General features: G+C 45.4%; 13 protein-coding genes. 4 read left to right on the plus strand and 9 right to left on the minus strand.

Annotated features, from left to right (window positions below; all coding sequences use genetic code 11):
* Nucleotides 1-40 precede the first annotated feature (40 nt).
* The 3 genes from ACN0YN_RS15945 (at nt 41) to ACN0YN_RS15955 (ending at nt 5,681) form a co-directional block, all read left to right on the plus strand.
* On the plus strand, nt 41-2,230 hold the full coding sequence (locus ACN0YN_RS15945; protein WP_417386013.1) for a peptidase domain-containing ABC transporter: 2,190 nt from the start codon (nt 41-43) through the stop codon (nt 2,228-2,230).
* Nucleotides 2,220-3,704 carry an HlyD family secretion protein gene (locus ACN0YN_RS15950; RefSeq protein WP_417386014.1) on the plus strand — a complete coding sequence of 495 codons (1,485 nt, stop codon included), beginning with the start codon at nt 2,220-2,222 and terminating at the stop codon, nt 3,702-3,704. Before ACN0YN_RS15945 ends, ACN0YN_RS15950 begins: the two co-directional genes overlap by 11 nt.
* Nucleotides 3,705-4,004: 300 nt before the next feature.
* A complete protein-coding gene (locus ACN0YN_RS15955) occupies nt 4,005-5,681 on the plus strand; it encodes a TolC family protein (RefSeq protein ID WP_417386015.1) in 1,677 nt (558 codons plus the stop codon).
* Nucleotides 5,682-6,641: 960 nt separating this feature from the next.
* On the opposite strand, the gene ACN0YN_RS15960 is transcribed toward ACN0YN_RS15955, so the two are convergent.
* From ACN0YN_RS15960 to ACN0YN_RS15980, 5 genes are all read right to left on the minus strand, one after another.
* Nucleotides 6,642-6,923 (minus strand): hypothetical protein, encoded by a 282-nt coding sequence (locus ACN0YN_RS15960; protein ID WP_417386016.1) that lies wholly within the window; start codon nt 6,921-6,923, stop codon nt 6,642-6,644.
* A 338-nt stretch (nt 6,924-7,261) separates the two neighbouring features.
* Nucleotides 7,262-7,552: a hypothetical protein gene (locus ACN0YN_RS15965; RefSeq protein WP_417386017.1), complete on the minus strand. Its 291-nt coding sequence runs from the start codon at nt 7,550-7,552 to the stop codon at nt 7,262-7,264.
* 154 nt (nt 7,553-7,706) lie between these two features.
* Nucleotides 7,707-8,075 carry a hypothetical protein gene (locus ACN0YN_RS15970; RefSeq protein WP_417386018.1) on the minus strand — a complete coding sequence of 123 codons (369 nt, stop codon included), beginning with the start codon at nt 8,073-8,075 and terminating at the stop codon, nt 7,707-7,709.
* The gene (locus ACN0YN_RS15975; RefSeq protein WP_417386019.1) at nt 8,075-9,493 is read right to left on the minus strand and encodes a hypothetical protein; all 1,419 of its coding nucleotides are present in this window, start codon (nt 9,491-9,493) and stop codon (nt 8,075-8,077) included. The genes ACN0YN_RS15970 and ACN0YN_RS15975 overlap by 1 nt, the downstream gene beginning before the upstream one ends.
* Before the next feature lies 1 nt (nt 9,494).
* Nucleotides 9,495-10,796 carry a hypothetical protein gene (locus ACN0YN_RS15980; protein ID WP_417386020.1) on the minus strand — a complete coding sequence of 434 codons (1,302 nt, stop codon included), beginning with the start codon at nt 10,794-10,796 and terminating at the stop codon, nt 9,495-9,497.
* A gap of 207 nt (nt 10,797-11,003) precedes the next feature.
* Here ACN0YN_RS15980 and ACN0YN_RS15985 point away from each other — a divergent pair, with 207 nt between their 5' ends.
* On the plus strand, nt 11,004-11,624 hold the full coding sequence (locus ACN0YN_RS15985) for a hypothetical protein (RefSeq protein ID WP_417386021.1): 621 nt from the start codon (nt 11,004-11,006) through the stop codon (nt 11,622-11,624).
* A gap of 206 nt (nt 11,625-11,830) precedes the next feature.
* Here the strand turns inward: ACN0YN_RS15985 and ACN0YN_RS15990 are convergent, their stop codons facing one another.
* The 4 genes from ACN0YN_RS15990 to ACN0YN_RS16005 form a co-directional block, all read right to left on the minus strand.
* A complete protein-coding gene (locus tag ACN0YN_RS15990) occupies nt 11,831-12,166 on the minus strand; it encodes a hypothetical protein (protein WP_417386022.1) in 336 nt (111 codons plus the stop codon).
* Nucleotides 12,167-12,351: 185 nt separating this feature from the next.
* On the minus strand, nt 12,352-12,717 hold the full coding sequence (locus ACN0YN_RS15995; protein WP_417386023.1) for a hypothetical protein: 366 nt from the start codon (nt 12,715-12,717) through the stop codon (nt 12,352-12,354).
* 161 nt (nt 12,718-12,878) lie between these two features.
* Nucleotides 12,879-13,571, minus strand: a complete 693-nt coding sequence (locus ACN0YN_RS16000; RefSeq protein WP_417386024.1) for a hypothetical protein — start codon at nt 13,569-13,571, stop codon at nt 12,879-12,881.
* 73 nt (nt 13,572-13,644) lie between these two features.
* Entirely contained in the window at nt 13,645-14,163 is a 519-nt protein-coding gene (locus ACN0YN_RS16005) for a hypothetical protein (RefSeq protein WP_417386025.1), read from the minus strand.
* Nucleotides 14,164-14,536 lie beyond the last annotated feature (373 nt).

Here is a 14,536-nt window from a genome sequence, read left to right on the forward strand (position 1 = left end):
TGTTCTAACAGTTGATATCTTTTAGCTTCTCGAGAGTTTTATGTCGAATTACCCGCCAAAGAGTCAGGATACGACTTTCGATCCTGATTCAAACATGATTCCGTCTGACATAAAATCTGCCGCCTGGCTCTTTGAGCAACTGGCGGTAGACTCAGGACGATCAGCAGACCGAACCCGTATACGACGTGCCTTGATTGAAGTCGCGTCGGAAAATTCACCAGGATCAGAGGGAGCCTGGTGGGACTGGCTGGTTGAAGCCAGTCGCAGTCTGGGACTGAAATACAAAGTCATGGATTGCACATTTCGCGAATTAACCGATGTCGCCAGAGAAGGCGGACGCATCATCACTTGCGTAGGTACTTCTCCCGAATGGGTGGCACTGGTAGGAACCAAAAGACGACGCTTTCAGGTTCTCCTCCCCGGGCGGGAAAAGAACCGCGTCTGGATGAGTACCCGCAGGATGCGGCGTTTACTTCAATATAAAAACCGCGATGAAGTCGTGCGCTGTCTGATCATTAAACCAGAACTCGCACCGTCAACCGATCCCGGACATGAATTGCATTCCCAGCTCCCTCTGGATCGAGTGCTGGCTCTGATGAAACCGGAAGCCGGCGATATCTGGACCATTACGGTATTTGCGCTGGTAACCGGGTTACTGGCCCTGGCGACACCAATGGCCGTGGAAACCCTGGTGAATACAGTTGCCTTTGGGCGTCTGCTTCAACCACTGATTGTGCTGGCATTGATGCTTCTGGCGTTCCTCTCTTTTTCTGCTGCGCTAGTAGGTCTCCAGACGTTTGTTGTTGAAATCATTCAAAGGCGGCTCTTTGCCAGGGTCGCAGCAGATTTATCGTACCGCCTCCCGCGAATCGTACCGAACTCGATTGAAGGGCAATCGGGAAGAGAACTGGTGAATCGTTTCTTTGATGTGATCACCGTTCAAAAAGCCTCGTCTGCATTGTTACTCGACGGCATATCCCTGGTATTGAGTACGCTGATCGGTATGACCGTTTTGGCGTTCTACCATCCGTGGCTGCTCGGATTTGACGTGGTCCTGTTGGGGCTGATCGCATTTGTCATCTTTGTGCTGGGGCATGGTGCGGTCAACAGCAGCATCAAGGAATCCAAGGCGAAGTATAAAGTGGCGGCCTGGCTTGAGGATCTGCTGGGGTGTCCGACTGCTTTTCGTTATCGTGGCGCCGCAGAGTTTGCACTCGATCAGGCGGACCATTTAACTTATGAATACCTCAGCGCCCGTAAAAAACATTTTCGCATTGTGATGCGGCAGATTATTTTCGCTTTAGGAATTCAGGCGGTTGCCAGTACTGCTTTACTGGGACTGGGAGGCTGGCTGGTCATTGCCGGACAGTTAACACTGGGACAACTTGTCGCTGCCGAGCTGATCGTCACGGTCATTGTTGGTTCATTCGCGAAAATGGGAAAGCACTTGCAGAGTTATTACGACCTGCTGGCATCTGTTGATAAGCTCGGCGTTTTATTTGACCTTCCTATGGAGCGTCAGGATGGCCTATTGACATTACAGCATGACAAACCCGCTGAAGTCGTAATCAATAATATGCTAGGTCCCACCAGCCACGGAAAAAATCAGGTCGAACCACTCAACCTGACGATCAATTCCGGAGACCGGATGATGCTCATGGGGCCCAGTGGAAGTGGTAAGAGTGAAATCCTCGACCTGCTGTTTGGGTTATCAATGCCCGAAGAAGGACATGTGACTATCAATGGCATCGACCCCAGAGATTTACGTCCCGATGCATTGCGAAAGCATGTAGCACTCGTACGTGATATTGAAATATTCTCGGGAACCCTGGAAGAAAATGTTCATCTCGAACGCCCTTATGTTTCGACCAGCGATGTTCGCGAAGCGCTGGAGTGGGTCGGACTGATTGATGAAATTATCCGCCTGCCCCATGGACTGAATACACGCCTGGTCGAGAACGGGTATCCACTGACGACAAATCAGGCTCGCAAACTGATGCTGGCCAGAGCGATTGTCGGGCGGCCGCGTTTACTGCTGATCGATGGCATGATTGACTGCCTTCCAGACGAAGATGCAGAACAGATGATGGAAATGTTGTCTGATCCTGAACGACTCTGGACATTGATCATGGTCACGGGAAGACAAAGTCTCGCAGAAACGGGAACAATGATCTACAAAACACAAGAGGTGTGTCTGGCGGGAGCAGAGGAGAATTCTCATGGCGAGTAAGAATACACTGGATCAAGCTGCTTCAAATTCAGAAAACAGACACTGGTCATTGCTAAGCCCCGTCGCCTACAGCGAATCAAGTATGCCTGCTTTGAGGCTGGCGCGATCGTCACGTCTGGCGCGTAAGATTGCCAAAGTCCTGTTTGGAATCCTGGCACTCACAATCACGGTCATGGTGTTCGCGCCGTGGCAACAGTCTGTTCAGGGAACGGGAAACGTACTGGCGTATGCCCCTGACCAGCGACAGCAGGTGATTCAGGCCACGATCAAAGGACGTCTCGCACGCTGGGGGGATGAAATCTATGAAAATGCCCAGGTCAAAAAAGGACAGGTCATCGCTGAGATTCGCGACCTGGACGAGTCGTATTCTTCACGCCTGGATATGCAGTTGATGAATACACAACAGGCACTTACCGCGGCAAAGCAACACCTGGAAGCAAATCAGCGGGCACTGGAGGCGGCGAAAACAATCGTTGATTCCTATGAGGCTCAGGTTCAGGCTTTTGAGACGGTTAAAAAAGAGACCGTGAGTGCACAAAATGCTTACATTGAAATGGCCTCCAAAAAAGTTCAGGCCGAACAACAGAAACTGGCAGAATTTGAAGCAGCCTTACCTCAGCTGCAGGCCGAATACGACCGCATGAAAACTCTGCAGGCCGAAAATAATATTTCGCTGCAGAAGCTGCAGGAGGTCAATCGCAAATTAAAAGAAGCAACCAGCAAAGCCAAAGGGGCTGCCTTCTACTATGGCGCTGCCAAAGATGAACTGGCAGGCAAGCAAAGTGAGCGTACAGCGAAAGTAGAGAAAGCGCAGGCTGAGATTGATAAGACGAAAGCCATGCTGAGAAAAGCAAATGGCGATGTCTCCAAGGCGGAAAGTGATATCGCCAAATCTCAACAGGAACTGAATAAGGTTGAGAAGGAACTGCTGGACATGCAGGTCAAAGTTTCAAGGCAGGAAAGCCAGGTGATTAAAGCTCCCTTTGATGGTTACATCGTCCACATTACCCCCAACCTGGGGACCGCCATCCTCAAACAGGGAGACCCGATCTGCACGATCGTCCCCTTTACCAAAGACCGCTCGGTACAAATCTGGCTTGATGGCAATGATGCTCCGCTCGTGCAACCCGGGCGACATGTGCGTTTGCAATTTGAAGGCTGGCCTGCAGTCCAGTTTTCCGGCTGGCCCTCTGTCGCGGTAGGTACTTTCGGCGGTGAAGTCGTTTCTGTAGATTCCATCGATAACGGAATGGGAAAATTCCGTATCCTGATCCGCCCCGACCCCGACGACAAACCCTGGCCCCAGGATCGTTTTCTGCGACAAGGGGTCCGCGCCAATGCCTGGGTTCTGTTAAATCAGGTTCCGCTCTGGTATGAAGTCTGGCGAAATCTAAATGGTTTCCCACCAGTGGTTTCCGTCGAAGAACCCGGCCAGAAAGATAGTAAAAGCAAGCCCCCCAAATTACCCAAGTAAGTTTCTGGTAAAATGCGTTGAGTTTGCGGCCTTCGTTGTGTCTGCAAAATAGTGGCAATGTTCTTGGGGGAATCTGCCTCTGTCTCGACTTGAGCTCAACTCATTGTTTGTTTCATGACGAATTAAGTAATTATAACTGTCGTATCGATTATAGTGATTAGAGCGCGTCACATTTAACTATAGCGTCTTTCAACCTAATATACTCGGTTCAAATGGACCTGGAAACGCTACGGTAAAACTGGACACAGTCTAGATCACTTCTTCGGACAATATTTAACCCGCCCATAAAGTCATGAAATAATGTTTCGAGTTTTGATCGCTATCTTTGCTTTCAGCATGGGAGGCTGTGCAGGTTACAAAAATTACCTGACCCAACCCGAGCTGGAACCGCAAAGTTCCTCAGTCCATATTTCGCTCCCGGATTCGACACCTGTCGAATCTGAAAAATCACCGCTGTTAAATACAGATTTCCAGGTGGCCGAGGAAGATCCGCAAAATAAACTCACGCCGGAGACGCCTGCGCAGTCTTCAGACATAAAACAGGTCGCCGCCAACTCAGTCACTGCAGAAACATTTGCCATTCCGGAAATCCCTCCATTACCAGATAAAAATTTCGCTCCCAATGCAGACGGAATCAATCTGGAAGATGTCATCAACTCGGTCTATCAAAGCTACCCCCTGCTGGAGGCGGCTCTTTATTCGCGTGAAGTCGCATCGGGCGAACGCCTCGAAACGCTGGGCGAATTCGACCACAAACTGAAGGCCGGAACAGAGAATGGTCCGATGGGTTATTACAAAACCTATCGTCAGCATATCGGTCTGATCAAGCCTCTCTATCAGGGGGGCGAAGTCTTTGCCGGGTACCGCATTGGTCGTGGCAGTTTCCAACCCTGGTATCTCGAACGCCAGACAAACGAAGGGGGAGAATTCAAAGCCGGATTCTCCGTCCCCCTGTCTCGCAATCGTGACATCGATGCCCGGCGGGCCGCGTTGTGGCGTTCCACATACGGCGTCCAGGCTGTCGAGCCGGATATTCAGGCGCAACTCATCAGCTTCGTTCAGGAAGGTGCCTACGCCTACTGGGACTGGGTTGCCGCGGGTGCCAAACTGGTCATCGCTGATCAGATCCTCAAACTGGCCGAAGATCGAACCGACCGGATTCGCAGTCAGGTGGAGAATGGATTCCTCGATCCTCCCGAGCTGACCGATAACCTGCGTCTGGTCGCGGAACGTTCCGGCAAACGGGCCCTGGCCGAACGGAAGCTGCAACAGACCGCAGTCAAGCTCTCGTTGTATTTCCGCGATGCCAACGGCACCCCCGTGATTCCTGGCCCCGACATGCTCCCCCCCTTCCCAGACCTGGAAACCGTCGATGCCGAGCGGGTCGCCTTCGACGCCCAGCTCGCGTTGGAACAGCGACCTGAAATTTACGCACTCGATCTCCTGCAGCGTCAGCTCGACATCGACCACTCCGAAGCACAAAACGACTGCCTGCCCTCGGTCGATCTGGTCATGGCTGCGTCCCAGGATGTCGGCTACCCCACCAGTCCCAAAAACGATAAAGGACCGTTCGAACTGGATGCCCTGCTGCTCGTGGAAGTCCCCATCGAACGCCGTAAGGCGCAAGGGAAAATCCAGAAAGTCAGCGGCAAGATCTCGCAGCTCAGTGCCAAACGAAAACTCACCGAAGAGAAAATCGTCGCTGAAGTGGAATACGCTTACGCCGGCCTGATCGGAGCCTACAAGCAGGCACAACAGGCCGAACAGGCAGTCGTCTACGCCGAAGACCTGGCCCGCCGGGAACGCCGCAACTTCGAGGAAGGCTTGTCCGACCTCTTGAAAGTAACCTTGCGCGAACAGTACGCCGTGGAATCCGCTGAAAAAGCCGTCGACGCCAAACTCCTCTACTTCAAAGAACGCGCCGACTACCGGGCCGCCCTGGCGGAAGATCAGGTCCCCGATTTCATCCCCGAGTAAATTCACCGCTCACCCCCTTCACCAGGCAACCCTGCCCAACGTGTCACGTCCTCGGCCTCTGCGAACGCCTCTCTCTTCTTGACTCTCCTCGAAGTCTTCAATGCACTGTCTGAAACAGCAGTTGTCTTCATGATTCACTCCTGATCTATTGACACGATTCTTTTGCGCACTCACACTGCATAAACTCCCCTTGACTCCCCCCTGCACTCGATCAGAATAAGCGTCCAAGTGAGTCGCGCGCGTGACCAGTTTACAGTGCACTGAAACACGAGCCACAAGTTCCCGGTATTCACTGGAAAAAGGCCCGTTTTTTCCAGATTTGCACTGCCTGCAACCACACTGGTTCGCAAAGTGCGCGTGTGGGTCGCCACACCATCGCAGCCCCTCACCCCGGCACCGCTCCCATGCCGCCCGGGATGGCTCCCGGATCAACCAGTATCGCCACAGCATTCCGAATATCCCCTTGCCCCCCTCAAGCCCTTCCCTAAGATGATCCTCACACAGGAAAACAAACCCCATTCCAAAATGAACCAGCATCACAATCCTCAGCAAACAATAAGTCAGACAAACACCATCCCGAGTTGCACTGAATAGCGACATCAACCAATCCCTGTTCGTGTAGTTTCGTGTTTTTCGTGGTAGAAAAAAAACGGCGGGTAAGCCCGGATGCAATCCGGGCCGAGCGCAGCGAGCAGGAAACTGACAGATCGACTTTCAATAGCAATAACCAGTCACCGACCTGCCAGAAAAAATCGTAGGGGCTGACCCATGTGTCAGCCCGCCGACACCAGCATCGATTTCCCAATCAAAGCCCAACCCGTCCACAGATTCTACCCGATCTCACTGCAACGAACTGAGATGAAAATCCCACACCACTGATAATCAATCACGGAGTGCAGGCAAAATCAGCCGCACGGCGTTAGCCGCGGCTAACTGTGATCTCAAGAAAACCACTGCTCATCAGATACATCCAGCGACCGGCCGCCACAGTTGGCTGGCCCACTCTGCCTGAGCAACCAGCCCTCCAAAACGGGTAGCCCCGGATGCAATCCGGGGTTGTCGCAGACAACAGGAAACCGTCAGCGAAATCGTACCACCAGGTGCCCCATCACCAACCTGCCCCGCCGCAGGGACGGCCCCCAGGTACCCGCCCGCCACACTCCGCACCAGTTTCAGCCCGTTATGGAAACCGATGAAATTCTTGAAGTGGATTTTTCTACCACGAAAAACACGAACAGACACGAAAGAAAAATTAGCCGCACGGCGTTAACCGCGGTTAACCGTGATCCAAAGTAAATCGCTATAATTCAGAATCATTCCACAGTTATAATGGTTATCGGATTTTTTATTTTTTCGAAAGAAAATAACGTATGGGATCTATAATCGAAGACCCTACTTTTGATAGGCCTAGATGCGCAGAAGATGAAAATGAGTGACCAAGGGTTTAATCTGAGACTAATTAGCCCAGTGGCTGAGGACATTTGTTGGAGTAGACGTAAAGTTAAAATTGGTAAAGATTATTCATAACTATCTTGCAGTCACTATACTTCTATTAAAAGTAAGTTCTGTTCTTGACCAATTCAATAAAATATTCGAGGAATGACTTTATGAATACTGTTATATTTTATCAACTCTCTGTCGCATGAGATAAGCGGGCATTCTAAAGTCATCGCGGAAGCAAATATTATCTTATCATGCATATCATGATTCAAAAGATTATCTTTTAATCCTGCTACGTTCTCTACTACTTCACGGTCAACTGGTTTGATCTCAATATTTGGAGAATTATTTATTCTCTGATAAACCTCATAATAAAACTCTCTGTTTACTTCCTCTTCGGTAAGCCATTTTTCATATATTTCGACAAACACTACGGAAGGTATACTTAACCTGACATTACTTGAATAATTTGATAAAGCGTTCTGGAAAATACCTGAAGCATACCTTGATAGTTCTTTGTTGATCTCGAACTTTTTAAATACTTTAGTCTGATTCGAGAAGTAGTGAATAATACTACAAGTATCGCTAACGAATCGCTCGATCATATTTATGGTCACTTATCTTCTCACGTAATTCTACAATCTCTTCTTCCAGTGTCTGAGATCTATCACGTATTTGGCTGAGTAGCAATCCAATAAATTGACTATTAAATTCTTCTTCAGTAAACCAACATGACGAACTACAAATTAAATTAAAATAATCTACAATCACTTGGTTTCTAGCCGTAGTATCATGCCCCATAGACAGGAGAATTTGAATTAAAATATAATTCAAGCCGACAATCTCCAATTCCCATGAAGATGATCTAGATGCCCATGAGTCAGCTTTAAGATTTCCACTTGAGACTTCAGAAATGAATTCAGAAAGTTCTTCTTTCAAAAGACAGCGTCCCACTATGAACTACCCTCGGCTTTCTTCCTCAAATCAGCCGGTTTCGATTTACCTATTGTAATCGAATCTTCTTTTTCATGACATTCCTTATCATTTTCTATAAATTGATCCACATAAGATTTATCGATTTTGCCTTGAGTCAGATTACTCTTATCCCTTGCCACTAAGTCTAATAATCGGTACGCAGTTCTTAGTATCTGCGCCGCGTTATATTCTGATGTTTCCCCAATTCTCTCCACTCCATCAATAGTAAAGGGCTCTATATTGTTCTCTGATTCATTTAGACGATAAGCATCCATGTATTTTTTTAGAAGCAGTAGGGTGTGATTCTTGTTTAATTTTTCAAATGGAATTACATGATTAGAATTTTTTTCTGAGATGGGAGATCTTGCTTCCATCCCAGATTCCTGCCAAGCTTCATCAATTAGCCTCGGAACTCCAGCGTGCAGCACTAAAAGTAAATTATAAAAACCAAATTTAGCACTTTGGTACACACCATCAAAAAGAACCGATCGTAATTCTAGGGCAAAATCTCTTTTTTGACGAGAGCTCTGAAAATCCGGAATTCTTTCAAAATCGTCAACTAAAATGTATGCACCATTAAAATCTGCTGCCTGAAAAAAGCGAACCAAGTGAGAGAAAACAAAATCTATCCTTGGCTTTCCTTTTTTCATTTCATTGTAATGAATAATAAAATCTTCCGATGTTACCATTTTAGGAAAAAGTGTATGTTTATTGATTTCTGTAAAAAGAGGAAAGTCAGGGGGCAGCTGCTGTAAAAATTGATTTTTTTGAATAAACTCTCTGACGACACTTAAATTTATACCTTTAGTTTTAAACCACTCTTCATCATTCAGGTTTGAAATCAATTCATCTTCATCTTCAAAATCTTTGTCTTCAAGAGCATGAGGGTAAGCTTCCAATATCCCATTCAACCTCAAAATTGCTGCACAATTTTGAATGATGTTTGAAGATATAATCGACTGAAAGACAAGGTCCACAAAAGAACCAAATGTCTTGCTTCTTCCACCAGGTTCAGGTGTGACGTAAAGAGCAAAGCACTTGTTTGTACCATCAGAAATATCTAATGCATATTTTTGATTAATCTCATGAAGCAGGTGAATTAGAAAAGCAGATTTTCCATTTCCACGTCCGATATAAGAAGTGTCGATGATATATCCTAAACGAAGATGATTAGGATCGTTCTGAGATATTTTTAAGAAATAGTTTAATATCTGCTCATGTTCATTTTCTCGCAATCCAATCTCATAAATATCACCATTAATTCTCTGGTCATCAGAATCTTTATTAACCATAGGTTCTGATGGGAATGGATTTTCCCTGAGATTGAATTCTTCATATCTACCAGAAAGTTGAGAGATTGGAGAAGCATTAGGTTTTCCGGTAAATTTATTTGGCACTCTACTTCTCTCCTTGTGTAACATCAATCGCTATAATATTCCTATATTTTCCATCTATCATAACTGGGTCATATTTTTGATACATTGCCTTTGTTTCTTCAGGCAATTTATCCACTTCGAGTGATATCCTCACCTTTAAATCTCCAGTCATATTCAACTGATAAGCACGATTTAGTAATCTTGCAAATACCATTTCTGAAATTTGCATATTGTAACAGACTAATTCACGTAGAGAGGATAGATTAATAAAGTAATTTCTAGTTGTTCTTCTTAATGCCAAATACATTTGAACTAGACAATCTACAAAAGAAGACAATTCTTCTACCTCTTTTAAGTCATCACTACTTGAATATTTCAAATCTGGTCTATGAGCAAACAACCGCATGCCATCTGAGTATTCGAACAATTGTTTGAAATCTATATTCTTGGTATCTGAAACGATGACTGATGTTGGATACATGATCCTTCCTTGAAAATTCGGATAGGACTCAGTCACTTGTATGAGACCAATCTGTTTAGCTCTATAAATCCAAATATCAAAAGCAGACAATGACAGCCTATAGCCATAGACTTCCTTTAGAAAATAATTCAGCCAAAATTTTCTAAACCTAGAAACGATAGCATTATATTTATGAGGTTGAAATTTTTCTGCATTCTCCACTGGTATTACTTTATTTGAAAAAAGCTGCTGGATGAGCCTTTCATTAGCAGAATCCAAACAAAGATTTTTAATCCCTCCCAGATATGACTCAATATCAATTTTTAATTTGCGTACTAAAGTATCAGCATATCTGCGAATGTCAGCGGTAGTTTGAATTGTCGAACGTTCAATATTCAATTGGTAAGGAGAATAGATCGGAAATATTAACAAACCTGGTTGTTTAGTATTTGCCTCATACATCCTCTCGATCAAATATCTAAAAGCACTACTTTTGGTCTCCATTAAACGAAACAATGTCAAATTGAATTCTTCAGTACCATATGTTTTTAACAGCGATTTTCCATCTGAAGTCAAATTGAGAAGTTTATTTGAGCCTTCAGAGACCAACCCATAATCTTTTGAGTCTTCAATAACTTGATTTAATGTATATCTATATCTTGATTCTTGTACTGGCGTCAAATCTTCTGTTTCGATAGTTAATTTCTTAAACTTTGATTCTCCAAGTCGATGTTCTTGTTTTAGTAGTTTAAACAAATTAAACACTTGATCTCGATCTTCATATCGTTCGACACTCTTCAACAAAATGTAAAAATATTCTAAAAAATAGAATTTACGAACTGATAAGTTCAATGGCTCATTCATGTTATACTTCTAGCCGAGATATATCCTTTGTAGTGTATCAAGAGACAATTCTATAATTTCTAACTTAAATATATCTAGCATCAAGAGCAAAGGAATTTGTATAGTTTGATGTGTTCACCTCAAATATGCAGAAAATGAAATCGCAAAGGAATATAGATTTCATTCCAGCTGATGAAAATTTGCTTTCACACTCGATTAGGTTGTCTTATGTCAAACAAACATGATTCAGTTTTTAGGCTATATAATGGTGGATACTTTGGAGGTTTAGCCTTGATTAATCTATCAAACATGGAAAAAGCTTTGATAGAAAGAAGCAAAGTCAAAGAGGCAGAAAAACAAAAACTAATTGATCATGAAGAAGCAGAATACGAGAAACATCTGATTGAGGACACAATTAAAGATTCTGCTGTCTCAACAATACTCTTTGCAGGAATGGCAGCCGAAGCATATATTTATGATTATTCAGCAAGAAAAATTGGGAAAGCAATTACCGATGACCATTTAGATAATCTAAAAGCTGAAAGCAAATGGCTAATAGTTACTCAACTGGTTACAGGCAATACATTTCCCAAGGATAAAATTGCATTTTGTCTACTCAAGAAGCTAATAAAGGCACGCAACTCTTTGGTGCACTCAAAATCTAAACACATTTCTATGGCTGATCTTTCGATTGAAGAAGTATCCAAAAACAGAGACGATTTGATAGAAAATTCGCGTAGTGCGGTTCGTGCTTTGTATGAATTGGGAAAACAAATAGAAGATCTTGATTCGAATGAAAAGAGTATTTTTTTACTAGGGGTTAGTTCTTACAAGCCTGCTCATGAGTGATTTGGATTGTAATATACAAATTAGTCTGCCATCTTTCCTCAAATCGATTAAAAAACTTAGTTTCAGACTAAATGTCAAATGCCTCTAACACTCTTCTGTTTTGCAATTGTAACTGAGCCAGAAGTGATAGATCACGTGGCTGAGATGCCTGGGCGGCAATGCAAAAGAGGAACTGCTCCCGAATTGATTGGTTGAGTCGAAGAACGCTACTGGACTACATTCACAGCGCAGCCGGTTCCCACCTCACGGCTTCCCCTCCTACCACTCTCGCGGCGGTTTTCGTAGGTCATGGGGACCTCTTTCAGCGTCTGTTTCTCAGATGAATCCAGCGACTGAACCTCCAGTGTCACGCTGTCAGCAGGGGGATGGCCCATGCGGGTCAGGAGTTCGACGAGGTCCTCTTCGAACCGTTTCTGCCATTTGGCGTCGTACGTCTGCTTACTGAAATCGACGATCTCGGAGGCAGCAATGCCGTTCAGGGAGAGGAGCTGATACCATTCATTCCCCAGCTTGACTTCCGGCTGAGATGCCTGCCAGCGCACTGCCGCGAAGGGGGACTTCTGGCCATGCGCTGGTGCGTCCTGGGACGGAATGGTAAGTGGTCAGCCCCATATCAGGGACAATAAGCCAAAGAGAAGCAGAAGTCTATCTGAAACGGAAGGTTTTAAGGCGTCGATTAATTAACCCCAGCCCTCTTTGTTTCTTCAAGACTGGTGGGACAGCATTGTTACTCGACAATCGAATCTAGTTCTTTTGCCAGACGCCAAACGTCTTCAACTTCGCCAACTCGTATTTCTAATTCCAGTGGATCTCCGTCGCATTCGGCAAGAACCGCATGCAGGCACTGGCGCAAACAACGAACCTCTTGCGAAGAGAAAGTAACCGGAACAGTGGCCTCACCTACGTTGTCTATCCCCACTTTGTCTCGAAGTCCGACCCAGATCCCCTCTAGCTTATCATGGAACTCTCTCATCTCCGTCGATGACATATCTAGATCAGGTTTAACAGCTTTGTCAAACGGGCAATCCATCAACCATATAACCGATCTCCAGTAGATGGCGACATCAAGGCCGGTTTTATTAAATCTTTCCATCGTTTCTCTATTCACCTCCTCGGCCACGAATAAGGGGATAGTGAAGACACAGAAAAGGGTTCAGACCCCGAATTGAACTTCTATTCATCGCAGGCGCTCCTGAATCAGCTTTAGAGGGTACAGGTTTTTAGAATAATGAGCCCTGCCTTCTCCCTTTTCAACTACAGATCCTTCAACTCATCGGGAAGCGTCAAAAAAGCACTTCCGGACTGTCTGGCGAGGTGTTCTTTGGGAATCTGATAGTCGGAATATTTTTTTACGGCGTGATCCACGGCCACGGACAGGGCTTTGGAATAAAATTCCTGCCTGTTATTTCCATGCCAGACATCCAGATAAAAACCAATTTGTGCGATACCGATGATGAGCGGTTTCTTAACGCCTTGATAGCGCACTTTCATCACACCTGATGAAGCCCCTGCACCATAACCGCCGTGGCTTCTTCCCACGTCAGAAGCGACTTTTCGTAAAATATACCTGGGCTGGAGTGCCAGAGAAAACTTTTTACAGTCTTTCGGATCTTTGATCATCACATCAGCACACCCAGGTATCAGGATACGGATGGCCTCGATCTTGTGTTCTTCCAAATGACGTAATCGCTCCCAGTCACTGAGCCCCGCAGGCAAGAAATATGGTTTTTCGGTATAGAGTATTCTTTGGTCCTTTGGCAGGCTGGTAATCCATGCGGAATCATCTTCAGGCAGATAGCTTGACCCCAGCATGTCTTCAGGGAGAGAGTCAGGGATTTTGAACGCATTCGATCTAAGCTCATTCAAATTCAACAGCAGGATGAGTGACACAAACACCAGCAGAAAGCTGTTTTCGATTCGCAAAAAGGAATGTTTTTTTAACATCATCACTCCCTTAGATTGAGTTCAGAGAATTAGCAATGACATTGCCACACAAATGATCCCCGTTACGAATCGTTTTCTACTGGTCTTTCAACTCATCGGGAAGGGTCAGAAAATCAATCCCGGACTGTTTGGCAAGGTATTCCTCAGGGATTCGATATTTTGAGTATTTTTTCAATGCGTGATCGACGGCTACGGACAGGGCCTTGGAGTAAAAGACCTGTCTCTTACTCCCATACCAGACATCCAGATAAAAGCCAATTTTTGCTATTCCAATAATCAGCGGTTTCTTAACACCTTTGATTCGCACTTCCATCGCGCCTAAAGCAGCACCCCCGCCATACCCTCCAAAACTCCTGCCAAAATCAGAATCAGGATTTCGTAATATATACCTGGGCTGAAGTGCCAGAGAAAACTTTTTACAGTCTTTCGGATCTTTGATCGTGATATCAGTAAAATGTTCCTGATCACCTATGATAAAAATCCGGATCGACTCAATCTTGCGATCATATAAATCGGAAAACTGCTCCCAGTCACTGAGATCTGCCGGCAGGTAATACGCTTTTTTTGTATAAATAGCTCGATCTTCTTCCGGCAATCTGGAAATCCTTTCAGAATCGTCGACAGGCACATAGCTCGCCCCCTGCATTTCCTCAGGAGGAAATACAATGGAACTCTGAGAATTCGATCTAAGTTCATTCAAATTCCACAGCAGGATGAGTGACACGAACACTGGCAGTACGCTGTTTCCGTATCTCGAAAAGGAATGTTTTTTCAACATCTGATCTCCCATCGATTGGTTCAGGCGAAGAACGTTACTGGAATACATTCACAGTTGGGCAAGCCAACTGTTCCACTCGATTCAACTTTTACCAACCACTTAGCAAACACGTCTAACCGGGGCTAACGCCTAATGGCACTTACTTCAGATCAGTGTGTTTCAATTTTTCTGGAGGTTTTTTTCTTTTTTC

Source organism: Gimesia sp. (genome assembly GCF_048260065.1).
Classification (GTDB): Bacteria; Planctomycetota; Planctomycetia; order Planctomycetales; family Planctomycetaceae; genus Gimesia.

Excerpts from the sequence above, each read along its gene's own strand:
- ACN0YN_RS15945 (WP_417386013.1), top strand. The coding sequence starts at position 41 with ATGTCGAATTACCCGCCAAAGAGTCAGGATACGACTTTCGATCCTGAT.
- ACN0YN_RS15950 (WP_417386014.1), top strand. The coding sequence starts at position 2,220 with ATGGCGAGTAAGAATACACTGGATCAAGCTGCTTCAAATTCAGAAAAC.
- ACN0YN_RS15955 (WP_417386015.1), top strand. The coding sequence starts at position 4,005 with ATGTTTCGAGTTTTGATCGCTATCTTTGCTTTCAGCATGGGAGGCTGT.
- ACN0YN_RS15980 (WP_417386020.1), bottom strand. The coding sequence starts at position 10,796 with ATGAATGAGCCATTGAACTTATCAGTTCGTAAATTCTATTTTTTAGAA.
- ACN0YN_RS15985 (WP_417386021.1), top strand. The coding sequence starts at position 11,004 with ATGTCAAACAAACATGATTCAGTTTTTAGGCTATATAATGGTGGATAC.
- ACN0YN_RS15995 (WP_417386023.1), bottom strand. The coding sequence starts at position 12,717 with ATGGAAAGATTTAATAAAACCGGCCTTGATGTCGCCATCTACTGGAGA.
- ACN0YN_RS16000 (WP_417386024.1), bottom strand. The coding sequence starts at position 13,571 with ATGATGTTAAAAAAACATTCCTTTTTGCGAATCGAAAACAGCTTTCTG.